This is a genomic window from Mesorhizobium sp. WSM4842, from assembly GCF_055901575.1.
The window spans coordinates 3,733,151-3,753,678 of record NZ_CM148372.1 but is presented as its reverse complement, the minus strand read 5'-3'; the positions used below and the strand labels follow the sequence as shown (position 1 = coordinate 3,753,678).

The following is a 20,528-nucleotide window of genomic DNA, read 5'->3' as shown; positions in this document are numbered from 1 at the left end:
CAGGCCTAGTTATCTTGCCGATCGCACCACCTGAAATGCGACGATCGCCGGGGATTGGCGCGCGATGGCTGAAGACGAACACCGGGACAAACGCAGGCAGCGCGTCTTCAAGGGCGCGACGATCCTGACCGGCATGACCAGGTCCGAGGTCACGTGCACGGTGCGCAACATGCATGACGGCGGCGCCGAACTGAAGGTCTCGATCGATGCTCGCGTACCCGACGAATTCCTGCTCTATGTGCCGACCGACGGCATCGCCTACAAGGCAGTGGTCCGCTGGCGCCGCGAGGACCGCATCGGCATCATGTTCACCGGCACCGAGCCAAAGCCCCACTGGCACTACGGCTAAATCCCCCGAACTGCGTCCTCTGAGCAGTCGACGAAGTTAGGAGAGAGAATCTCCTAGAATACCCCGACGAGCAGTGCGGCCCCGACAAGGAAGGCAGAGGCGGAGGCCCACAGCACCCAAAGTCCCCGCACCCTGCAGTCGAGAACGGCCGCAGCGGGATTGGCGGGATCGTAGTGGACCTCGACCTTGTCGCCCTGGAGGTAGCGCTGCGATTGACCGCTGACGAGGCCTGGCAGCGAGGCCGTCAGGTTCGAGCCGAAAGCAACGCGGTCGGCGGCATAGCGCTGGCCGGCGACGCTATAGCTGTAGACGACGCGGGATTTGAAGACGGTTCGCCAAGGCCGGTATCCACCGCCGCCCTCGAAGCTGTCGCGGATCTGGAATTTCTGCAGGCCCGAAGCGTCGATGTGTCCCGTGGCGACAGGCCATCTGGCCGCCTGTTCCGCGAGCGACTTCTGGGCAAAGCCCATGCGCAGGGTAAACAGTCCCATGACAAGCAGCAGGGCCCCCGCGCCGAGGTTCTGCGGCTTGGGCAAATGCGGCCCGATCGCCTCCAGGACGCCGCCGACGGAGAACACCAACACCATGGCGCCAATCACCAGCCCCGCCGAAAGCTGGATCATGAACTTGAGGGCGCCGTCGGGCATGGTGCGCTCGATCACGGCCTTGGCCGGATCGGACGGGTCGTAGAAAACGGTTACGTCGGCTCCCTTGGGAAACCGCGCAAGGGTTTCGGAAACGGCAAAATTTCCGACATTCTCCTGCACGCTATATCGCGAACTGCGGAACATTTTCCCGCCGGCCTTGTACTCGAAGGTGATCGCCGGGAAACTTCGCGTCTCGGTTGAACCTCTGCGTTGCGAGCCGGATCCCGGACTGGTCACCTCGCGAGCCTCCACTCGTGACGAGACGATCTTTCCGGGGGTCGGAAGCCAGCGGCTGACCGCCCTCACCTCTCGCCATTTCAACAGCGTAGCAACGGTCAGCATGCCGGCGACCACGCAGGCGAACCCGACCAACAGAAGTTTGAGTTCCAAATCTGCCCCCTCGGCAACGCATGCCTACGCATGCATACCACGACGGCGAGCATACCGCGTCTGTTCAAACACCGGCGAGATCACACGGCCTTTGATTTAAAAAAACCGGCGGAGCGCTCCGCCGGTTTTTCTCGCGCATTGATAAAATCGTGAATTAATTCTTGGCCTTATCGACCAGCCTGTTCTTCGAAATCTCCCGCGCGCCCACAGGGCGAAGCCCGAGGACGCGCAAGCAAACGAACGTGGATTTCGATCAGTTCTTGGCCTTGTCTACCAGCTTGTTCTTAGAAATCCACGGCATCATCGCGCGCAGCTTGGCGCCGACTTCCTCGATCTGGTGGCTGTCGTTGTTGCGGCGGATGCCCTTGAAGCGCGACATGCCGGCACGGTATTCCTGCATCCATTCCGAGGTGAACTTGCCGGTCTGGATGTCCTTCAGCACGCGCTTCATCTCGGCCTTGGTGTCGGCGGTGATGATACGCGGGCCCGAAACGTATTCGCCCCATTCGGCGGTGTTCGAGATCGAGTAGTTCATGTTGGCGATGCCGCCCTCATAGATCAGGTCGACGATCAGCTTGACCTCGTGCAGGCACTCGAAATAGGCCATTTCCGGCGCATAGCCGGCTTCCACCAGCGTCTCGAAACCGGCGCGGATCAGCTCGACCAGGCCGCCGCACAGGACAACCTGCTCGCCGAACAGGTCGGTTTCGCATTCCTCGCGGAAATTGGTCTCGATGATGCCCGAACGGCCGCCGCCGACGCCGCAGGCATAGGACAGAGCGAGATCGAGCGCATTGCCCGAAGCATCCTGGTTGACCGCGACCAGGCACGGCACGCCGCCGCCCTTCTGGTATTCGCCGCGCACCGTGTGGCCCGGCCCCTTCGGCGCAATCATGACGACGTCGACCGAGGCCTTCGGCTCGATCAGGCCAAAGTGCACGTTGAGGCCGTGGGCGAAGGCGATCGCCGCGCCGTCGCGGATGTTCGGCGCGATCTCGGATTTGTAGATGTCGGCCTGCAACTCGTCTGGCGTCGCCATCATCATCAGGTCGGCCCATTTGGCAGCCTCCGCCACGCTCATCACCTTGAGCCCGTCGGCCTCGACTTTTTGGGCGGTCGCCGATCCGGCCTTGAGGCCGATGGCGATATCCTTAACGCCGGAATCCTTGAGATTGAGCGCATGCGCCCTGCCTTGGCTGCCATAGCCGATGATGGCGACCTTCTTGCCCTTGATCAGATTGAGATCGGCGTCGCGATCGTAATAGACACGCATTTTTCTTCCTTCCCGTTTTTGAATTCAGAGCATGATGCCGAAAAGTGTGAAGCGGTTTTCGGACGACATCATGCTCTATCTCTTTGATTTAGAGCCGGATTCAGATTTCAGGTCGACTTGACCTGAAATCATCCGGCTCTAGGGGGCCTTGCGGCCCGGTTTTTGCTCCATAAAGAGCGAGAAACTGCTGCGTCGCCCGGACGGCATCGCCGCCGATCGCCGCATCAGTCATTTCCAGCCGGTCGCCGAGCAGAAGGCGAATCTGCACGTCACGGGCGACCAGCCCGAAAAAGGTGCGGAATGCCGCTTCGGCATCGGAGAACTCGAGAAGCCCGGCCTGCCGGCCGGCCTCCAGCACCGGCTTCAGGCGCCTGGCCAGCGCGAAGCGGCCGTTCTCCAGCACGATGGCGCCAAGATCGTCGTTCCCCGAGCCAGCACGGCCAATGGCGACGCGGTTCAGCGCGATCGAGGTGTCGCTCGAAATCACCTTGAGCCAGTCCGAAGCGAAGCGTGCGAGGCTCACCGTCAGCGAAGCAAGGGTAAGCCCCTTGCCGTCGACCGGCGGCACGCGCACCTTCGAGGCCTGCCATTGCACCGTTGCCGTCAACAGCCCGTCGCGATCGCCGAACCATTTGTAGAGCGTTTCCTTGGAACAGCTCGCCCGCCGCGCCACGGCGGTCATGGTCAACTGATCGCCCTCCTCGACCAGCAGGCGAAGTGCGGCATCGAGCACGGCTTTCTGCCGCTCCGTCAGCGCTTCGCCGTTGTCGATGTCGACGGTTGCCTGCAACAAGCTGTTTTCCTGCTCGATAACGGCGGCAGCCAGGGCCGTACCGTACGTTACGGTTCGGCATGTCTATGATGTATTGTCGGACCCGGTGCAAGCCCTATCTCCGCTTTTTGACGTCGATAGCCGTCATCGCATGTGTTCTTGGTGTCGTTGCCTGGTGGCAGACCGGTAGTCTCGCCTATCTCATCGGGGCGGTGTTGATCATCCTGCCCGGGCCATGGACGCTGATCGCAATGATGCCGACAAACCGATTGCTGGAGGCGATGGACGCGGCCGGCACCAATCCGCAGGCCCGGGCGTTGATCGTCAAATGGGGCAATCTGCACCTGGTTCGCGTCATGCTTGGCGTGCTGGCGGCACTGGCGTTCCTCCGGGGAAGTGCCTGACGTCGCCGCAACCGATCTTCAGCGCCAATGGGCCACATCACTCCAGCATGGCCGGATGACGCAGCCGCCCAAGCAGAGCCGACAAGGTTTCCAGGTCTTCATTGGAAAGCTTGGCACCGACCAGTTCCGCGATCGATTGTCCGTAGACGGCCCACATGTGGCGGCGCGTCTCACGCCCTTTCTCAGTAATGCGGATGGTCTGTCCTCGCCCGTCATCGGCAACCCTGAGCTTCTCGACCAGCCCGTCCGCTTCGAGCCGCGCCAGCAGCCGGGAGATGTTGTATTGCGCAAACAGGGTGCGCTCGATCAGCTGGAATGGCCGCAAGCCGCCCTCGCCGGCTTCGGCAAGCTCATGCAGCACATCGTACCAGGCAAGCGGCGGTAAGCTGCTGTCCTTCAGCGCGTCTTCGGCTCTTTCCACCAGCTGGCGCGAAACGCGCATCAGGCGGGCCCAGGCCTTGATGGCCGCCGGCGAAGGGTTGGTTTGCTCCGTCATGGTTGCAGCATAGGCGATAGATGCAATTGCATCAAGCTTGACGATCAATGCAAATGCATCTATATAGATGCAACTGCATTCATATCGGAAGGCACTGCTATGAAACATGAAATCTGCAAGATCGCCGACATCCCGGAGACGGGCAGCCTGATCGCTCCATTCTTCGGCCGCGAAGTCCATGTCTACCGCAGCGGCGAGCGTATCCGCGCCGCCGCCAATGTCTGCCTGCATTTCGGTGGGCCGCTCGACTGCAAGGACGGCAAGCTGGTCTGCCAGTGGCATGGCGCCTCGTTCGACATGGCGAGCGGGGATCGGGTCGAAGGCCCGGCGTCCAAAGGCTCCCGTCTCATGTTCCTCTCCACCCGCGTCGAGGACGGCGCGTTGAACTATGTCTGGGGAGAATGAAATGACCGACAAGCTCGCTCTCGTCAGCCATCCCCTATGTCCCTATGTGCAGCGCGCGGCGATTTCGCTCGCCGAAAAGGACGTGCCGTTCGAACGCCTCACCATCGATCTCGCCAACAAGCCGGCCTGGTTCAAGGCGATATCGCCGCTCGGCAAGGTACCGCTGCTGCGCGTGCAGCAGAATGGCGAGGAAACCGCGATCTTCGAATCGGCGGTCATCCTCGAATTCCTTGAGGAAACGCTGGCCAACCCACTCCACCCTGCCGACCCGCTGGCCCGCGCACGGCATCGCGCCTGGATCGAGTTCGGCTCGGCCATCCTCAACGCAATCGGTCGACTCTATTCCGCACCGACCGAGGTCGCCTTCCTTGCCGAAAGCGAAGGTCTGTCGGCAATGTTCGATCGTCTCGAAATAGAACTGACGGCTGGCCGAGCTGGGCCATGGTTTGCCGGCGAGCGCTTTTCACTGGTCGATGCTGTCTATGGACCAATCTTCCGCTATTTCGACGCCTTCGATCGGATCGGCGAGTTCGGCATCCTGAGCGGAAAGCCGCGTGTCGAGGCCTGGCGGAAGGGATTGCACGAACGCAAGTCGGTGAAGAACGCTGTCGCCCCGGATTACCCACAGCGCCTTCATGCATTCCTGCAAGCGAAGGGTTCACATCTTTCGAACCTCACCCGCTGCTACGAGGCGGCCACCGCCCTTCCTTGATACCGATCCGCCTGAACGGATCGACCGCGGTTCCAGCCACCATCGATCCTTCAGCGGTATCGCCAAATCAAGCCGTCGCGCTTGGCGTTTGCCACTCCGGCATTGATAGTTAGGTCTCGGTAGCGTCGAATGCGTTCCGCGCGTCGCGCACAGCGCCATGATTGAGCTCGGCCCACTGGAGCAGCTGGTGCAGGGGTCCGAACATCGAGCGTCCGAGATCGGTCAGACTGTATTCGACGCTCGGCGGCTTGGTCGGGAACACCTCGCGATGGACGTAACCGTCGCGCTGTAAATCGTGCAGCGTCTGGGTGAGCATGCGCTGTGAAATATCGGGTACCAGCCGCCGCAATTCGCCGAACCGGTACGGCTTTTCTGCCAGCGCCATCATCAGCAGCGAACTCCATTTGTTGCTGATGCCTTGGATCACATCGCGGACCGGACAGTCCGCAATGTTGGCCCCGCCGCTGCCCGCTTTATAAATCTCGAGTTTCGATCTCAGACTAACGATTTTGCTGTCCATCGCTGGTTCCCTGCGCCTGCCTACCTCCCGCAAAACTGCCTTCTTTACGAGGATAGATCAATTCCTATTTTAGTGCTGGTCTCTTTTTGAGACTTATATAAGCACCCGCCGCCCCGGCGCAACGACAGGACTTCCCATGACCGAAACCCTTCTCGTCACCGGCGCCTCCGGCCAGCTCGGCCGCGGCGTCATCCATCATCTGCTGGACACGCTCAAGGTTCCGCCCGCACGCATCATCGCCGCCACCCGTAATCCGGAAAACCTCGCCGACCTGGCGACGCGCGGCGTTGCCATCAGGCAAGCCGATTTCGATGACACGGTGTCGCTCGTCGAGGCATTCAAGGGCGCCGGCAGGGTCCTGATCATCTCGACCGGCGAGATCGACCTTGGGGGCAAGCGCCTCAAGCAGCACGAGAATGCAGTCGCAGCTGCCAAAAAGGCCGGCGTTTCACATCTGCTCTACACCTCGATGCCCAATCCGGAGCCGGGATCGCCGGTGCTGTTTGCGGGCGATCACTACGGTACCGAGCAGGCTATCAAGGCGAGCGCCATCCCCTACACGATTTTCCGCAACGGCTGGTATCAGGAGAACCTGTTCATGTCGCTGCCGCACGCCATTGCCTCGGGGCAGTGGTACACATCGGCGGCCGACGGCCGCATCGCCCATGGCGCTCGTGACGACATGGCCGCGGCGATCGCCGCCGGCCTTGCCTCGGGCGCTACTGAAAGCACCACATACACGCTGACGGGTCCGCAGGCCTACACTGTCGCCGAGATCGCGACCCTGGTGACCGACGTCACCGGCAAGCCCATCGAGGTCGTTCAGCTTTCGGATGAGGCGTTGACCGAGGGCCTGAAGGCTGCCGGCGTTCCCGAAGGTTTTGCCCCCGTCGTCACTTCCTTCGACACCAACACGCGCTCCGGGCGGATCGCCATGGTGACCGACGCGATCGAGACACTTTCAGGCAAAAAGCCGAAATCGTTGAGGCATTTCCTCGAGGCGAACAAGTCAGCTCTGGCCGGCTGAACGCCGCGAAGGTTCCGACAACGGCCGTGCCCTTCGACAGGGCACGGCCTTTTTCTAGATTGCTACCTGCGTCCCGATCTCGACCACACGTCCGGTCGGAATCTGGAAATACTCGGTCGCATCCGCTGCCGTGCGCGCCAACCCGATGAACAGCTTGTCCTGCCACACCGGCATGCCGGAATTGGGTGACGCCTTGAGCGAGCGCCGCGACAGGAAGAAAGAGGTCGTCATGATGTCGAACTTCCAGCCCTGCTTGCGGCAGATCGCCAGCGCACGCGGAATGTTGGGCTGTTCCATGTAGCCGAAGGTCAGCGTCACCCGCATGAACAGATCGTTGATCGTTTCCATCTTGACCCGGTCACTGTCGGGCACGACGGGCTGCTGCGCCGTCACCACCGAGAGGATGACGTTCTGTTCGTGCAGCACCTTGTAGTGCTTCAGGCTGTGCATCAGCGCGGTCGGCGCACTGGCGGGATCGCTGGTCAGGAACACGGCCGTACCGGACACCAGCTGCGGCTTCTTCTTCAACAAATTGCCGGCAAGGAAATCGAGCGGGATCTCATTCCTGCGGGTCTTGTCGAACAGATACCTGGTGCCTCTTATCCAAGTCCACATGGTCATCACGATCACTGCGGCAATGGCAAGCGAGGCCCAGCCGCCCTCGAATACCTTGACGATGTTGGCTGCAAAGAAGCCGGTATCGATGAAGACGAACACCGCCATCAAGGCGATCGCGACGGCGAGCGGCCATTTCCAGATGCGCGTCATGACGACAAAAAGCAGTATGTTCGTCACCAGCATGTTGCCGGTCACCGAAATACCGTAAGCCGAGGCCAGTCTACTGGATTCCCCGAAGCCGACCACCAGCAGCATCACCACCAGCGCCAGCAGCAGGTTGACGCGCGGCAGGTAGATTTGGCCCGACTGTTTTTCCGACGTATGCAGGATCACGAAACGCGGCAGCATGTTGAGCTGTACTGCTTGCCTGGTCAGCGAGAAGGCGCCGGAGATCACCGCCTGGCTGGCGATCACGGTCGCCGCCGTCGCCAGCACCACCATCGGGATAAGCATCCAGCCTTCGTTCATCTCGAAGAAGGGATGACCGACGACACCGCCATTCGCCAGCACGAAGGCGCCTTGCCCGACATAGTTGAGCAACAGGCAAGGAAACACTACCGCCAGCCAGGCAAGCACGATCGGGTTGCGCCCGAAATGGCCGAGATCGGCATAGAGCGCCTCGGCGCCGGTGACGGCGAGAAAGACCGCACCAACCGTGACGAAGGCAACTTCGGGCGAGTTGACCAGGAATGACACGATATAATGCGGGCTGATTGCCAGCAGGATTTCCGGGTCATCCATGATGTGGTTGAGGCCGGAAAGACCGATGGCCAGGAACCACAGCGCGGTAACGGGCCCGAACACCAATCCCACGCCGCCGGTTCCGAACCGCTGGACCGCAAACAGGATCGCCAGAATGACCAGTGTCAGCGGCACGACATAGGGCTGGAAGGTAGGGGTGACGACGTTCATGCCCTCGACCGCCGATAGCACTGAAATTGCCGGGGTGATGACTGCGTCGCCGAAAAATAGAGCCGCGCCGACGATGCCGATGCCGAGGATCGCCGCTGAGTGTGCCGGAAAGCTGCCGCGTGCCAACGCCATCAGAGACAGCGTGCCGCCCTCGCCCCGGTTGTCGGCGCGCAGCACGAACATGATGTATTTGACGGTGACGGTTATCATCAGCGACCAGATGATCAGCGAAAGCACGCCAAGGATATGGCCGCGGTCGGCAACGTTGCCGCCAGCCGAAGCGCGCAACGCCTCGCGAAACGCATAGATCGGGCTGGTGCCGATATCGCCATAGACCACGCCGAGCGCGCCCAGCATCAGAACCTTGGTGCTGTGCTTTTCGACCTCAGGATGGCTCGATTGTTCGACTGGTTCTGCCTCACTACCACTGTTGGTAAGGGCCATGGACAACACTCCGATAAGCGGGCGGTGCTCTACGCTTGCTGCGATGCAATATCAAGTGCCCCAACGTGATGGCTGCCATGTCCGCAAAGCGAGGCTTCCATCCCTACCACCCACAGGCCTTCAGAAATCTTTTGACCGTCCCGGCCATGCCATACTCCAACGCATCGGCTGTCAACCCATGTCCAATCGACACTTCGGCCAATGCCGGGATGCGTTTTGCCAATGCCGGCAGGTTGTTCACCACCAGATCATGCCCGGCATTGACCCGAAGTCCGGCGGCAAGCGCTGCATCCGCGGTTTTTCCCAATCTTTCCAGCTCCTTTGCCGCTTTTGCCGAATCGGAATGAAAGCTGCCATACGGCCCCGTGTAGAGCTCGATCCGGTCGGCGCCGGTATCGCGCGCGGCCTTCATGCCTGCCGGATCCGGGTCGGAAAACAACGATACGCGAAAGCCTCCCTTTTTCAGGCGCTTGACGATCGGTGTTAGAAACGCCGCCTCGGCGGCGAAGTTCCAGCCATGGTCGGAGGTGGCCTGGGCAGGGTCGTCGGGCACCAGCGTCACCTGCTCCGGCTGGTGCTTTTCAACAAGCGCCAGGAAATCCTCGCTTGGATAGCCCTCGATGTTGAACTCCGCCTGGGGGAATTCGTCGTCGATCAATGCCCTGATCTCCGGCAGGTCGGAATGCCTGGTGTGCCGCTCGTCGGGCCGCGGATGCACGGTCAGCCCATGCGCGCCCGCGGCAAGTGCGATGCGTCCGAGCCCGGTGACGCTTGGCCACGGCAGGTCGCGCCGGTTGCGCAGCATGGCGATGGCATTGAGATTGACGGAGAGTTTTGCAGGCATGGGTTCTCGGGTCCGGATGTATTTGCGGCCATCTATACCGCCTTTGGCGGGAACAGACAGGGGGTTTCCGGTGTTCCAGAGGGACGTATAATATCCAGCAAGAGGAAGACCCGTGAATTATCTTGAAGCCGTGCCGGCGGTTCGCCGCATCGACACCGACCGCGACGACCTGTTCGCCATCGATGTCGTCGGCCATGTCACGGCGGCCGACGCGGAAAACCTGTTCGGTTTGCTGGAGGCGGCTTACGCGCTGCACCCGAAAATCGACGTGCTGGTGCGCCTGATCGACCATGATGGCGTCGATTGGGTCGATGTATCGGACGAAACGCTTGAACAGGGCACGGCCCATGCCGTGGAGCATGTCGGCCGCTGTGCTGCGGTCGGCGAGCCGAACTGGGTACCCAGCGCACAGAGCTTGCTGCCTGCTTCCTCGCCCGTCGAGATCAGGCATTTCGAGGCAAAAGACGAAGCATCCGCCTGGGAATGGCTCGGCGCCAGACCGCTGGCCCCACGCTGACGCAGTACCAGTCCCATGGCTGCTGGCCCGATCAGCCTATCTGACAATCGTCAGCCGTTCGGCCGCGCGCGTGATCGCGGTATAGAGCCAGCGCTGGCGGGTTTCCTTGAACGCCCAGCTTTCGTCGAAAAGCACGATCTCGTTCCACTGCGAGCCTTGCGCTTTGTGCACGGTCAGCGCGTAGCCATAGTCGAAATCGTCGAAGCGCTTTTTCTGCTGCCAGGGAATATCGGCGTCCGGGTCCTCGAACGCCGCTTTGAGCAGCTTGATCTTGGCGACGCCGCGGTCCGGATCGTCCTCCTCCGGTGAGACCAGTAAATTGATGCCGGGTTTCACCGTCTCGCGCGACGAGGTCATCACCTTCCACAGCGAGCCGTTGAGCAATCCCTTGGCCGGGTCGTTACGCAGGCAGACGAGCTTGTCGCCGGCCTGAGGGTAGTCGGCATTGAACCCTTTCAGCTCGCGCAGCCGCTGATTATAGCGACGCCGCGTCCTGTTGGTGCCGACCAGCACCTGGTCCGCCTTCAGCACCAGTTCCTGGGTGACGTCTTCCTTGCCGATCACCTGCGCCGTGCCATAATCGCCGCGCATGAATTCGCGACCCTCGCGGACGTCGAGCGCCAGCCGGATGATCGGGTTGTCGCGCGCCTGCCGGTGGATCTCGGTGAGCAGAATATCCGGCTCATGGTCGGTGAAGAAGCCGCCGCCCGAGATCGGCGGCAACTGGCCGGGATCGCCGAGAACGAGGATCGGCGTGCCGAAACTCATCAGGTCGCGGCCGAGCTGCTCGTCGACCATCGAACATTCATCGATGACCACGAGCTTCGCCCGCGAGATCGGGCTCTGCCGGTTGAGCGAAAAGGTCGGCGATATCAAGGTCTTGCCGGTCACCTCGTCCGCCACCGATTCCTCGCCCTTCGGCCGGTAGATCAGCGAATGGATGGTGCGGGCATTGACCGCGCCCTTGGAACGCAGCACCTGCGCCGCCTTGCCGGTGAAGGCAGCGAACTGCACCTGGCCGTCGACATGCTCGGCGAAATAGCGCGCCAGCGTCGTCTTGCCGGTGCCGGCATAGCCGAACAGCCGGAAGAGCTGCGGCTTTCCGGCCTTGAGCCAGGTGGCGACGGCTTTCAGCGCGTCGTCCTGTTGAGGAGAGAATTCCATCAGCGCGAGAGACCGGATTCGCGAGGGAAAGACAAGGCCGACGGCCATTAACCAAGTTCGTCGGCAGCGGGCCGCACCGCCAATGACGCAAGTTATCAGGCAGAGGGCGGAACGTAAAGAGAACGAAGTCGAGCCGCCACGACCTAGCCGGTCGGGCTGGGATCGTTCTCGAGCAGGATCGGCTTGCCATGTGGCGTCGCATGCGCGGCGCGTTCCCAGGCGGCAGCGAGCGCATCGACGTCGCCCTTGCCGGCAACGCCTTTGGCCGACAGCAAATTCTCCAGCGCCGCGAGCCAGTGCTCGTAATAATCGTGGCCATCGCTTGCGACACCCGGTTTCCTGACCTCGACGGACAAGGCGTCTGCCCATTCGCTCCAGGAGAACAGGCCCTTGTCGTGCAGCGCAACGGTCATGGCGAAAGCTTCCGCTTGCCATGGCTCTGCGAACACCGGCGCATCGACGCCAGCAGGCAGCGTGGCGGTGACTGACTTCGCCTCACGCCGGCTCAAGATAGCTCTCCCAGGCGTCAATCGACACTGTCAGCGTCGGGTCGGCGCCGGCGCCCCAGATCTCCGCGCCGTCAAAAACCACCGTATAGACCCATTGCGGGTTTTCGCCCTGGCCGTGCGCATTGGCGTCGGGGAAGACAAAACCATCGCGCACCGCCTCGACGGCGCCCTGCTTGCCGCGTGCGTAGCGCGGCAGCCTTGTGTGGCCGGTCGGATGGAAATTCTTCGTCCGCACGAGGTCGCCAGCCTTGAACCGCGCCGGCGTGGCAACCGGCCGGTCGCAGGGGCCGCCCTTAGCCAACACATCAGACACGTTTTCGGCCCTCAGCACCCGCTTTGGCGTCGCGGCAGGATCGACCGCCTTGCCCGCGGCCAGATCACGGTCGCTGACAAAACCATGCCGCTTCAGCAAGGTTTCGAGCGCCTTGATCCAGATCTCGTAGTAGCTGGAGCCATAATAGTCGAAGGGATGCAGCGATTCCCGCGCATGCCGGCTCTCGTCGATGGTCCAGGCGCCCATGGCGCCGGCGCACAAGGTCACGCCAAGCGCCCGCCTTTCCCAGGCGGCATGGAAATAGGGTTCGTCCTTTTCGGCTGCGACCGGCCCGAACCCCATCTGCCCGCCAAGATCCTGCGGCCCGTTCATGCCGGCTCCCGCGCCAGTCCGGTGCCGATCATCGCGTCGCGCGTCACCAGATCCGCCAGCAGCTCCTCGCTCCAGCCATCGGTGCCCTTCGGCCGCATCGGCACGACCAGGTAACGCAGCTCGGCGGTAGAATCCCACACCCGGATCTTTGTCGTTGCCGGCAAGATCAGCCCGAATTCCTCGAGCACGCCGCGCGGATCGATGACCGCGCGCGAACGATAGGGCGGCGCCTTGTACCAGACAGGCGGCAGGCCGAGCACCGACCACGGGTAGCAGGAGCACAGCGTGCAAACGACGAGGTTGTGCGTGTCCGCCGTGTTGAACACGGCCTGCATGTGCTCGCCCTGCCGGCCGGTGTAGCCGAGCGAGCCAATCGCCGCCGTCGCGTCGCGTTTCAGCAAAACGGCAAAGTCAGGGTCGACCCATGCCTTCGCCACCACCTTGGCGCCATTGCGCGGGCCGATTTTTGTCTCATAGGTGTCGACGATCACGTCGATCGCGGCCGGATCGATCAGTCCTTTTTGGGTGAGGATCGTCTCCAGCGCGCGCACCCGGGCGGCAAAAGGATCAAGTTCGTTGTCGTGGTTATGGGACATGGCCGTAAATTACGGCTGCAAGCATTCCACCGCAAGCGCCACGGCTTGGGCCAGCAGACATCGGGCGCACCGACGACCTTGCGGCTTCTATTCCGCTACCGCCCTCTGCGGCTCGCCTTGCAACGTCAAGAAGCCTTCGACACGCCGTGGTTCGGTGGTCATATCTGGTGTAACTCGCAGCCTCGTGCCGCGGTTTCACCAAATAGAATAGAAGGCGCCGAAGGCAGTGCACAACAAAGCGACAACTACCGCAGCATCGGCCACAGTGTCGCTGCCAGCAGCACGCCCATGGCGATGTTGAACCATTTAAGCCGCACCGGGTCCGACAGAAAACCGCGCAGCGCCATGCCGAAGCCTGCCCACACCGAAACACTCGGCAAATTGACGACGGTGAAGGCTATCGAGATCAACGCCACCGAGAGAAACGGATGCTCCGGAATGGCATAGACGGCCATGCCGGTGATCGCCATCACCCACGCCTTGGGATTGACCCACTGGAACGCTGCCGCATCGATGAACCGCATCGGTCGCGACTTGGCCTCGCCCTTGCTGCTGAGCGAACGCGACACGGCGATCTTCGAGGCGAGATAGAGCAGGTAGACGCCGCCCGCGATCTTCAATCCGGTGTGCAGCACCGGAAACGCAGTCAGCACCGCGCCCAGCCCGAAGCCGACGGCAAGCAACAGCACGAGGAAGCCGATGCTGATGCCCAGCATGTGCGGAATGGTTTTGGCGAAACCGAAATTCACGCCGGAAGCCAGAAGCATGAAGTTGTTCGGACCAGGCGTGATCGAGGTCACGAAGGCATAGACCAGCAAGGCAAGGAACGCATCGAGGGTCATTGGCTTCTCCCAAGCAGGTCAGCAATATTGTCCTTTTACCTCAGACGCACAAAGGCCACCTCACGGCGGCAGCCGGGCCAGAAGGTCAGGATCAAGCCGACAGAATAAATACGGGCGGTGCCAGAGCACTGGACCCAAAGCGCCGGATGATCACATCCCTTGCGGGCCGCGGTTCAACGCCGCCACGCCGGTGCGGCAGATTTCGACCAGGCCGAGCGGTTTCATGATGGCGATGAACTGGTCGATCTTGGAGCCTTTGCCGGTGATCTCGAAGATGAAATGCTCAGTGTTGGCGTCGATGACGCTGGCGCGGAAGGCATCGGCCAGCCTCAGCGCCTCGACGCGGCCTTCGCCGGTGCCGGCCACTTTCACCAGCGCGAGTTCTCGCTCCAGCGGCCGTTCCTGGCCGAGCTCGTGCGAGCGCACGGTGAGATCGACGACACGGTGCACCGGCACGATGCGCTCGAGCTGGTGCTTGATCTGCTCCAGCACATGCGGCGTGCCGCGCGTCACGATGGTGATGCGCGACAGATGCTTCTCATGTTCGGTTTCGGAGACCGTCAGGCTCTCGATATTGTAGCCGCGCCCGGAAAACAGGCCGATGACCCGGGCAAGCACGCCCGGCTCATTATCGACCAGCACGGACAGCGTGTGAGTCTCCGGCTTTTCAGTTTCCTTGGCGATGAAGTAGGCCGAGCCGGTCGGTTGAAGCTGTGCGTTCATGACATGAATCTCGATTTCAAACTTTTGAACTGTTTTTCTGTTTCCACACTGCTTCTTCCGACAGCCCTGCCTCGGCTTGAGCGTTAGGCGTTACACCAGTTCCCTGCCCTTGGCGTCGATGGCGTTGGCCACCGCCTCGTCCGTCGCCTCGTCAGGCAGAAGCATCTCGTTATGCGCCTTGCCCGACGGGATCATCGGGAAGCAGTTGGCAAGTGTCGCCACCCGGCAGTCGAAAATCACCGGCTTCTTCACCGAAATCATTTCCTTGATTGCGTCGTCCAGTTCGTCCGGCTTCTCGCAGCGAATGCCGTGGGCGCCATAGGCTTCGGCAAGCTTGACGAAATCCGGCATCGCTTCGGTGTAGGAATGCGACAGCCGGTTGCCGTGCAGAAGCTGCTGCCACTGCCGCACCATGCCCATATACTGGTTGTTGAGGATGAAGATCTTGATTGGCGCTTCGTGCTGCACCGCGGCACTCATCTCCTGCATCGTCATCTGCACAGAGGCGTCGCCGGCAATGTCTATGACCAGCGCATCCGGGTGCGCGATCTGCACACCGAGCGCCGCGGGCAGGCCGTAGCCCATCGTGCCGAGCCCGCCGGAGGTCATCCAGCGATTCGGCTTCTCGAAATGATAGTGCTGCGCCGCCCACATCTGGTGCTGGCCGACCTCGGTGGTGATGTAGGTGTCCATGTCCTTGGTCAGCGCGTAGAGCCGCTGGACGGCATATTGCGGCATGATCACATCGTGGTTCATCTTGTAGGCAAGCGAATCCCGAGCCCGCCATTTCGCGATCTGCTCCCACCACGGGTGCAGCGCCTTCTTGTCGGCCTTGGCGGTCGCACGCCACAGCCGCACCAGATCCTCCAGCACCCGGCCGACATCGCCGATAATAGGCACATCGGTATGGACGTTCTTGTTGATCGACGACGGATCGATATCGATATGGATCTTCTTCGAGTTCGGCGAGAACGCGGTGAGCCGGCCGGTGATGCGGTCGTCGAAGCGCGCGCCGATGCCGATCATGACGTCGCAATCATGCATCGCCATGTTGGCTTCATAGGTGCCGTGCATGCCGAGCATGCCCATCCAGTTCTTGCCCGAAGCCGGATAGGCGCCAAGGCCCATCAGCGTCGAGGTGATCGGGAAGCCGGTTAGGTCGACCAGCTCGCGCAGCAAATGGCTGGCTTCCGGGCCGGAATTGATGACACCGCCGCCGGTATAGAGGATCGGCCTTTTGGCGTTGGCCATCAGCTCGACCGCCGCCTTGATCTTTTCCAGATCGCCCTGGACCTTAGGCTGATAGCTCGTGCGCGGCGCCGTCTGTGGCGGCACATAGATGCCCTTGGCGAACTGCACGTCCTTCGGGATATCGACGACGACCGGACCGGGGCGTCCTGTCGTCGCGACGTGGAAGGCCTCGTGGATGATTGCCGCGAGCTCGTTGACATCCTTCACCAGCCAATTGTGTTTGGTGCAGGGGCGCGTGATGCCGATCGTGTCGCACTCCTGGAACGCGTCCGAGCCTATCAGCGAGGTCGGCACCTGACCGGTCAGGCAGACCAGCGGGATCGAATCCATCAGCGCATCCTGCAACGGCGTCACCGCGTTGGTGGCTCCCGGCCCCGATGTCACCAGCATGACGCCGGCCTGGCCGGTCGAGCGCGCATAGCCCTCCGCCGCATGACCCGCGCCTTGCTCGTGACGGACGAGGATGTGCTCGACCTCGTCCTGTTGGAAGATTTCATCATAGATCGGGAGAACCGCGCCGCCCGGATAGCCGAAAACATGCTTGACGCCATTGTCCTTCAGCGCCTGCACCACCATTTCGGCGCCAGTCATTTCGGTTCTTGGCATTTCGCGCCGTTCGTTCCGTCCACTGCTCATCGGTCTGGTCCCGTACTGTCCGCCATCGGGCGATTGCTGGTCGTTTAGTCGTGTTTCGGGCAATAAAAAAGGCCCCCGAGGGAGCCTGTGTCTGCGCATGGGAGGTTTTCGCCCGGCGGTTACACCGCCTTGCCCACGCGCTTTCCTACTACGAGAATGAGTACCGTTTTCATGGTGGCGGACAATAGAATTGGTTTTGCGCCGCTGTCAACGGCGAATGTGCACGACGCCAAAAGGCTTTGAACCCGGCCGTATCAGACGCGCCGGTTGTCCATCATCGCATCGAGCCAGCTATTTTTGCCACAAGACACCGCTCCGGTACGATCGCCGGCAGTACAAAGCTCCGCGATCGGCCCGATAAGCCATTGAAACCACGCCAAACTATTTGACGACGTGACGCGGCGCACAGTTTGCCGCGATACTCCGGTCAACCGGGCTGGGAGGGTCCGGCAAGCCGCGATAACGACCAGGACTTCACGGGAGGAAATTTGATGCTCGACAAGGCCCCAGCCGAGAAACTGTCCGACCTGCTCGACCAATTCGGCGCAGCGCTTGCCGCCGGCAACGTCGACAAGGCGGTCGGGTGCTTTCAGGAAGACTGCTATTGGCGCGACCTGGTGACCTTCACCTGGAACATCAAGACCATGGAAGGTCGCGACCAGGTGCACGACATGCTGACGAGCCAGCTGGCGAAGACAAGACCTTCGAACTGGGCGATCGCCAAGGGCGAAGACGCCACCGAGAGCGACGGGCTGCTCGAAGGTTGGATCAGTTTCGAAACGAAAGTTGCGCGCGGCTTCGGCCATATCAGGCTGAAGAACGGCAAGATATGGACACTGCTCACCACCATGGTCGAGCTGAAGGGTCATGAGGAACCCGCCGGCTTCGCCCGGCCGTTGGGCGCCAAGCATGGTCACGGAAAAAACCGGCCGACCTGGAAAGAGGAGCGTGAGAAAGAAGCCGCCGAACTTGGCTTTGTCAGTCAGCCCTACACGCTTGTCATCGGCGGCGGCCAGGGCGGCATCGCACTCGGTGCCCGGCTGAGGCAACTCGGCGTGCCGACCATCATCGTCGAGAAGAACGAGCGTGCCGGCGATTCATGGCGCAGGCGCTACAAGTCGCTCTGCCTGCACGACCCGGTCTGGTACGATCATCTGCCGTATATCGACTTCCCGAGGAACTGGCCGGTCTTCTCGCCCAAGGACAAGATCGGCGACTGGCTGGAAATGTACACCAAGGTCATGGAGCTGAACTACTGGTCCTCCACCGAGGCCAAGAGCGCCGCCTATGACGACGAGAAAAAGGAATGGACGGTCGTCGTCCATCGCGATGGCAAGGACATAACGCTGAAGCCGAAGCAGCTGGTGCTGGCCACCGGCATGTCTGGCCGGCCCAACATCCCGAGGTTCAAGGGCATGGAGAATTTCAAAGGTGATCAGCACCATTCTGCCAAACATCCCGGTCCGGACGGCTACGTTGGCAAGAAGGTCGTCGTCGTCGGTTCGAACAATTCCGCGCACGATATCTGCGCCGCACTCTGGGAAGCCGGCATCGAGGTCACCATGGTGCAGCGCTCGACCACGCATATCGTCAAATCCGACACGCTGATGGATATCGGGCTCGGCGCGCTCTATTCGGAGCAGGCCGTGCAAAACGGCATGACCACGGCCAAGGCCGATCTCATCTTCGCCTCCCTGCCCTACAAGATCCTGCACGAATTCCAGATTCCGCTCTACGAAAAGATGAAGGAGCGCGATGCTGCCTTCTACGAGGGCCTGGAAAGGGCTGGCTTCATGCTCGACTGGGGCGAAGACGGCTCCGGCCTGTTCATGAAATATCTCAGGCGTGGTTCCGGCTACTATATCGATATCGGCGCCTCACAGCTCATCATCGACGGCGCCATCAAGCTGAAGAGCGGCGTCGGCGTGACCGAGATCAGGGAACATTCGGTCCTGCTCAGCGACGGCACCGAACTGCCGGCCGATGTCGTCGTCTATGCCACCGGCTACGGTTCGATGAACGGCTGGGCGGCGGAGCTGATCTCGAAAGAGGTCGCCGACAAGGTCGGGAAGTGCTGGGGTCTCGGCTCGAACACCACCAAGGATCCCGGTCCTTGGGAGGGCGAACAGCGCAACATGTGGAAGCCGACGCAACAGGAAGCACTCTGGTTCCATGGCGGCAATCTGCACCAGTCACGCCACTATTCGCAGTTCCTGTCGCTGCAGTTGAAAGCACGGCACGAGGGCATCGCGACGCCGGTCTACGGGCTGCAGGAGGTCCACCACACGGGATAGAAATTCGGGCTGTCACCGGCATTGGCCGATGCGCTTCCAGTAGATAAGGGTACCGGTAAGTCCACCATGCGGCTTCAATGCATAGTCCGGTATCTCACCGGCAAGCGTGAAGCCCAACCTGTCATAGAGACCGGAAGCGCCCTCCTCTGTCGCTGTATCCAGGACCAGCAGTGTGCGGCCCTTCTCGACGGCGAGGCTTTCGGCCGCCCGCATCAGGCGGGTGGCCACGCCTTTGCCGCGATGGTCGACGCGGGTCATCAGCTTGGCGATCTCGGCCCGGTGCGGCTGGTTGGGGGGACAGTCGAGCAGCAAGGTAACGGTGCCGACCAGAGCCTCGCCGTCCCAGGCGCCGAGCACAGCTCTTTCGCCCCTTGCAGCCGCAATAAGCGACTTCCTCCAGAAGGCACCTGCCGCGCCCGGCGCCAGCGGATGCATGAAACTGACCGATCCACCGGCCGCAACCGTCTCGATCAGCATATCGACCAGCATTGCGTGCGTTTCCGCAGTTTGTGTCAGAGCCTTGATTTCGATGGAACTCATGCGTGCGCTGATCCTTGAACAAGATGAAACGTCTGTGAAGTCGCGATCGTCGCTGCCGTCAGTCGGAAAGGTTGACACGCCTTCGCCTCCTGGCCCGACGAATTTCTGCGATGCGCTCCGCATCTTCTTCCTGCAGATGCCGCCCGCGCTCCGTCAGTTCGAGCGTGTATTCCTCATAGGTCAGGCCCAGCCGCTCGGCCTTGTCCAGCCGCATCAACATGACGTCACGGCCGGGCGCTTTCCAGGCTTTGGCGTGGGCTGCCTGCCAGGCAAGGAAGATGTAGGCGTCGCCCTTGCCCCATGGCGGCCCCTCATAGTCGTCAAGAGGCGGCCCGCCATTGTCGATGCGTTTCGGGCGACGCGTCATTGCCTCAGCCTCTGGCCAGCGCGACCAGATAGTCGGCGGCGGCCGGTCCCGGAGCATGGAAGGTGCAATCCGATGGCGCGCCAAGGGCCAGGCAGTCACCCGGTTCGAGGCCGTGGACGATGTCGCCCTCGGTGAATTCCAGCCGTCCGGAAATCAGCCATATCTGCTGCCTGATGAAGGCATAGGACGCTGCCGGAAAGCTCACCTTGGCCCCCGCCGGCAATTGGACCCGGATCAGTTCGAGCGGCATGTCCGAAACCGGCGAAAGATGCCGCCGGACATAGCCGGTTGCGGGATCGCGCCAAAGCGGCTGATCGTTTTCGCGAAGCAGCCCGCCGCCTTGCAGCTCGGCCCGCGCGATGAGGGTGGAAAGCGTCATGCCGAAGGCCGCGGCGATGCGCACGAGAAGTGCCGCGGTCGGGCTCGTCTTGCCGCGCTCTATCGTGCTGAGCATGGCTTTCGAAACGTCGGACCGGTCCGCGAGCTCCGCCAGCGACCAGTCCCTCAAGGCTCTTTCGGAGCGTATTCTCTTGCCGATGGTCGAGGAGATATCGTTCGCTATATCAGCCATTCATCCGGTATATCGAAATTTTGGAGTCGAGCAAGGTGCCGATCGGTCCAATTTTTGCG

The 20,528-nt window shown here is 61.7% G+C and carries 24 protein-coding genes; 7 read left to right on the top strand and 17 right to left on the bottom strand.

The window, feature by feature from the left end:
• Positions 1–64 precede the first annotated feature (64 nt).
• A complete protein-coding gene (locus AC0NIE_RS18145; RefSeq protein WP_123151893.1) occupies positions 65–349 on the top strand; it encodes a PilZ domain-containing protein in 285 nt (94 codons plus the stop codon).
• Positions 350–402: 53 nt separating this feature from the next.
• Here AC0NIE_RS18145 and AC0NIE_RS18140 read toward each other — a convergent pair whose 3' ends face one another.
• From AC0NIE_RS18140 to AC0NIE_RS18130, 3 genes are all read right to left on the bottom strand, one after another.
• Entirely contained in the window at positions 403–1,386 is a 984-nt protein-coding gene (locus AC0NIE_RS18140) for a DUF3592 domain-containing protein (protein WP_473485318.1), read from the bottom strand.
• Between the two features lie 253 nt (positions 1,387–1,639).
• The gene (gene ilvC / locus AC0NIE_RS18135; RefSeq protein WP_258123577.1) at positions 1,640–2,659 is read right to left on the bottom strand and encodes a ketol-acid reductoisomerase; all 1,020 of its coding nucleotides are present in this window, start codon (positions 2,657–2,659) and stop codon (positions 1,640–1,642) included.
• 100 nt (positions 2,660–2,759) lie between these two features.
• Positions 2,760–3,452: a TetR/AcrR family transcriptional regulator gene (locus tag AC0NIE_RS18130; RefSeq protein WP_473485317.1), complete on the bottom strand. Its 693-nt coding sequence runs from the start codon at positions 3,450–3,452 to the stop codon at positions 2,760–2,762.
• 107 nt (positions 3,453–3,559) lie between these two features.
• Here AC0NIE_RS18130 and AC0NIE_RS18125 point away from each other — a divergent pair, with 107 nt between their 5' ends.
• Positions 3,560–3,835 (top strand): anthrone oxygenase family protein, encoded by a 276-nt coding sequence (locus AC0NIE_RS18125; protein ID WP_473485316.1) that lies wholly within the window; start codon positions 3,560–3,562, stop codon positions 3,833–3,835.
• 37 nt (positions 3,836–3,872) lie between these two features.
• Here the strand turns inward: AC0NIE_RS18125 and AC0NIE_RS18120 are convergent, their stop codons facing one another.
• On the bottom strand, positions 3,873–4,331 hold the full coding sequence (locus tag AC0NIE_RS18120; protein ID WP_473485315.1) for a MarR family winged helix-turn-helix transcriptional regulator: 459 nt from the start codon (positions 4,329–4,331) through the stop codon (positions 3,873–3,875).
• A gap of 99 nt (positions 4,332–4,430) precedes the next feature.
• Here AC0NIE_RS18120 and AC0NIE_RS18115 point away from each other — a divergent pair, with 99 nt between their 5' ends.
• Together AC0NIE_RS18115 and AC0NIE_RS18110 are read left to right on the top strand one after the other, a co-directional pair.
• Complete coding sequence (locus tag AC0NIE_RS18115; protein WP_473485314.1) at positions 4,431–4,736, top strand: Rieske (2Fe-2S) protein; 306 nt, start codon at positions 4,431–4,433, stop codon at positions 4,734–4,736.
• Position 4,737: 1 nt separating this feature from the next.
• A complete protein-coding gene (locus AC0NIE_RS18110; RefSeq protein WP_473485313.1) occupies positions 4,738–5,448 on the top strand; it encodes a glutathione S-transferase family protein in 711 nt (236 codons plus the stop codon).
• A gap of 109 nt (positions 5,449–5,557) precedes the next feature.
• Here the strand turns inward: AC0NIE_RS18110 and AC0NIE_RS18105 are convergent, their stop codons facing one another.
• Positions 5,558–5,968, bottom strand: a complete 411-nt coding sequence (locus AC0NIE_RS18105; protein WP_473485312.1) for a winged helix-turn-helix transcriptional regulator — start codon at positions 5,966–5,968, stop codon at positions 5,558–5,560.
• Positions 5,969–6,104: 136 nt separating this feature from the next.
• Between AC0NIE_RS18105 and AC0NIE_RS18100 the strand changes: the two genes are divergently transcribed.
• Entirely contained in the window at positions 6,105–6,995 is an 891-nt protein-coding gene (locus AC0NIE_RS18100) for an SDR family oxidoreductase (RefSeq protein ID WP_473485311.1), read from the top strand.
• A gap of 54 nt (positions 6,996–7,049) precedes the next feature.
• Here the strand turns inward: AC0NIE_RS18100 and AC0NIE_RS18095 are convergent, their stop codons facing one another.
• Together AC0NIE_RS18095 and AC0NIE_RS18090 are read right to left on the bottom strand one after the other, a co-directional pair.
• Complete coding sequence (locus tag AC0NIE_RS18095) at positions 7,050–8,969, bottom strand: potassium transporter Kup (RefSeq protein ID WP_473485310.1); 1,920 nt, start codon at positions 8,967–8,969, stop codon at positions 7,050–7,052.
• 103 nt (positions 8,970–9,072) lie between these two features.
• The gene (locus AC0NIE_RS18090) at positions 9,073–9,813 is read right to left on the bottom strand and encodes a pyridoxine 5'-phosphate synthase (RefSeq protein WP_473485309.1); all 741 of its coding nucleotides are present in this window, start codon (positions 9,811–9,813) and stop codon (positions 9,073–9,075) included.
• A 112-nt stretch (positions 9,814–9,925) separates the two neighbouring features.
• On the opposite strand from AC0NIE_RS18090, the gene AC0NIE_RS18085 reads away from it, so the two are divergent.
• Positions 9,926–10,330: a SpoIIAA family protein gene (locus tag AC0NIE_RS18085; protein WP_473485308.1), complete on the top strand. Its 405-nt coding sequence runs from the start codon at positions 9,926–9,928 to the stop codon at positions 10,328–10,330.
• A 36-nt stretch (positions 10,331–10,366) separates the two neighbouring features.
• On the opposite strand, the gene AC0NIE_RS18080 is transcribed toward AC0NIE_RS18085, so the two are convergent.
• The 7 genes from AC0NIE_RS18080 to AC0NIE_RS18050 form a co-directional block, all read right to left on the bottom strand.
• Positions 10,367–11,494 carry an ATP-dependent DNA helicase gene (locus tag AC0NIE_RS18080; protein WP_473485394.1) on the bottom strand — a complete coding sequence of 376 codons (1,128 nt, stop codon included), beginning with the start codon at positions 11,492–11,494 and terminating at the stop codon, positions 10,367–10,369.
• Positions 11,495–11,637: 143 nt separating this feature from the next.
• The gene (locus AC0NIE_RS18075; RefSeq protein ID WP_473485307.1) at positions 11,638–12,003 is read right to left on the bottom strand and encodes a nitrile hydratase accessory protein; all 366 of its coding nucleotides are present in this window, start codon (positions 12,001–12,003) and stop codon (positions 11,638–11,640) included.
• A complete protein-coding gene (gene nthB, locus AC0NIE_RS18070; RefSeq protein ID WP_473485306.1) occupies positions 11,990–12,649 on the bottom strand; it encodes a nitrile hydratase subunit beta in 660 nt (219 codons plus the stop codon). Before nthB ends, AC0NIE_RS18075 begins: the two co-directional genes overlap by 14 nt.
• Positions 12,646–13,245, bottom strand: coding sequence for a nitrile hydratase subunit alpha (nthA, locus tag AC0NIE_RS18065; protein WP_473485305.1), 600 nt, complete (start codon positions 13,243–13,245; stop codon positions 12,646–12,648). The genes nthB and nthA overlap by 4 nt, the downstream gene beginning before the upstream one ends.
• A 245-nt stretch (positions 13,246–13,490) precedes the next feature.
• Positions 13,491–14,087: a LysE family translocator gene (locus tag AC0NIE_RS18060; protein ID WP_473485304.1), complete on the bottom strand. Its 597-nt coding sequence runs from the start codon at positions 14,085–14,087 to the stop codon at positions 13,491–13,493.
• A gap of 150 nt (positions 14,088–14,237) precedes the next feature.
• Entirely contained in the window at positions 14,238–14,810 is a 573-nt protein-coding gene (gene ilvN, locus AC0NIE_RS18055; protein WP_123151908.1) for an acetolactate synthase small subunit, read from the bottom strand.
• A gap of 90 nt (positions 14,811–14,900) precedes the next feature.
• Complete coding sequence (locus tag AC0NIE_RS18050; protein ID WP_473485303.1) at positions 14,901–16,697, bottom strand: acetolactate synthase 3 large subunit; 1,797 nt, start codon at positions 16,695–16,697, stop codon at positions 14,901–14,903.
• Positions 16,698–17,188: 491 nt separating this feature from the next.
• Between AC0NIE_RS18050 and AC0NIE_RS18045 the strand changes: the two genes are divergently transcribed.
• Entirely contained in the window at positions 17,189–18,991 is a 1,803-nt protein-coding gene (locus AC0NIE_RS18045) for an NAD(P)-binding domain-containing protein (protein ID WP_473485302.1), read from the top strand.
• A gap of 12 nt (positions 18,992–19,003) precedes the next feature.
• On the opposite strand, the gene AC0NIE_RS18040 is transcribed toward AC0NIE_RS18045, so the two are convergent.
• The 3 genes from AC0NIE_RS18040 to AC0NIE_RS18030 are packed head-to-tail and all read right to left on the bottom strand — an operon-like array spanning position 19,004 to position 20,469.
• Complete coding sequence (locus AC0NIE_RS18040) at positions 19,004–19,531, bottom strand: GNAT family N-acetyltransferase (RefSeq protein WP_123151911.1); 528 nt, start codon at positions 19,529–19,531, stop codon at positions 19,004–19,006.
• A 58-nt stretch (positions 19,532–19,589) separates the two neighbouring features.
• Positions 19,590–19,898 carry a hypothetical protein gene (locus AC0NIE_RS18035; RefSeq protein WP_473485301.1) on the bottom strand — a complete coding sequence of 103 codons (309 nt, stop codon included), beginning with the start codon at positions 19,896–19,898 and terminating at the stop codon, positions 19,590–19,592.
• Positions 19,899–19,902: 4 nt separating this feature from the next.
• On the bottom strand, positions 19,903–20,469 hold the full coding sequence (locus AC0NIE_RS18030; protein ID WP_123151913.1) for a helix-turn-helix domain-containing protein: 567 nt from the start codon (positions 20,467–20,469) through the stop codon (positions 19,903–19,905).
• Between the last annotated feature and the right edge of the window lie 59 nt (positions 20,470–20,528).

Excerpts from the sequence above, each read along its gene's own strand:
- AC0NIE_RS18145 (WP_123151893.1), top strand. The coding sequence starts at position 65 with ATGGCTGAAGACGAACACCGGGACAAACGCAGGCAGCGCGTCTTCAAG.
- ilvC (WP_258123577.1), bottom strand. The coding sequence starts at position 2,659 with ATGCGTGTCTATTACGATCGCGACGCCGATCTCAATCTGATCAAGGGC.
- AC0NIE_RS18120 (WP_473485315.1), bottom strand. The coding sequence starts at position 4,331 with ATGACGGAGCAAACCAACCCTTCGCCGGCGGCCATCAAGGCCTGGGCC.
- AC0NIE_RS18115 (WP_473485314.1), top strand. The coding sequence starts at position 4,431 with ATGAAACATGAAATCTGCAAGATCGCCGACATCCCGGAGACGGGCAGC.
- AC0NIE_RS18110 (WP_473485313.1), top strand. The coding sequence starts at position 4,738 with ATGACCGACAAGCTCGCTCTCGTCAGCCATCCCCTATGTCCCTATGTG.
- AC0NIE_RS18105 (WP_473485312.1), bottom strand. The coding sequence starts at position 5,968 with ATGGACAGCAAAATCGTTAGTCTGAGATCGAAACTCGAGATTTATAAA.
- AC0NIE_RS18100 (WP_473485311.1), top strand. The coding sequence starts at position 6,105 with ATGACCGAAACCCTTCTCGTCACCGGCGCCTCCGGCCAGCTCGGCCGC.
- AC0NIE_RS18095 (WP_473485310.1), bottom strand. The coding sequence starts at position 8,969 with ATGGCCCTTACCAACAGTGGTAGTGAGGCAGAACCAGTCGAACAATCG.
- AC0NIE_RS18090 (WP_473485309.1), bottom strand. The coding sequence starts at position 9,813 with ATGCCTGCAAAACTCTCCGTCAATCTCAATGCCATCGCCATGCTGCGC.
- AC0NIE_RS18080 (WP_473485394.1), bottom strand. The coding sequence starts at position 11,494 with ATGGAATTCTCTCCTCAACAGGACGACGCGCTGAAAGCCGTCGCCACC.
- nthB (WP_473485306.1), bottom strand. The coding sequence starts at position 12,649 with ATGAACGGGCCGCAGGATCTTGGCGGGCAGATGGGGTTCGGGCCGGTC.
- nthA (WP_473485305.1), bottom strand. The coding sequence starts at position 13,245 with ATGTCCCATAACCACGACAACGAACTTGATCCTTTTGCCGCCCGGGTG.
- AC0NIE_RS18060 (WP_473485304.1), bottom strand. The coding sequence starts at position 14,087 with ATGACCCTCGATGCGTTCCTTGCCTTGCTGGTCTATGCCTTCGTGACC.
- ilvN (WP_123151908.1), bottom strand. The coding sequence starts at position 14,810 with ATGAACGCACAGCTTCAACCGACCGGCTCGGCCTACTTCATCGCCAAG.
- AC0NIE_RS18050 (WP_473485303.1), bottom strand. The coding sequence starts at position 16,697 with ATGAGCAGTGGACGGAACGAACGGCGCGAAATGCCAAGAACCGAAATG.
- AC0NIE_RS18045 (WP_473485302.1), top strand. The coding sequence starts at position 17,189 with ATGCTCGACAAGGCCCCAGCCGAGAAACTGTCCGACCTGCTCGACCAA.
- AC0NIE_RS18040 (WP_123151911.1), bottom strand. The coding sequence starts at position 19,531 with ATGAGTTCCATCGAAATCAAGGCTCTGACACAAACTGCGGAAACGCAC.
- AC0NIE_RS18035 (WP_473485301.1), bottom strand. The coding sequence starts at position 19,898 with ATGACGCGTCGCCCGAAACGCATCGACAATGGCGGGCCGCCTCTTGAC.
- AC0NIE_RS18030 (WP_123151913.1), bottom strand. The coding sequence starts at position 20,469 with ATGGCTGATATAGCGAACGATATCTCCTCGACCATCGGCAAGAGAATA.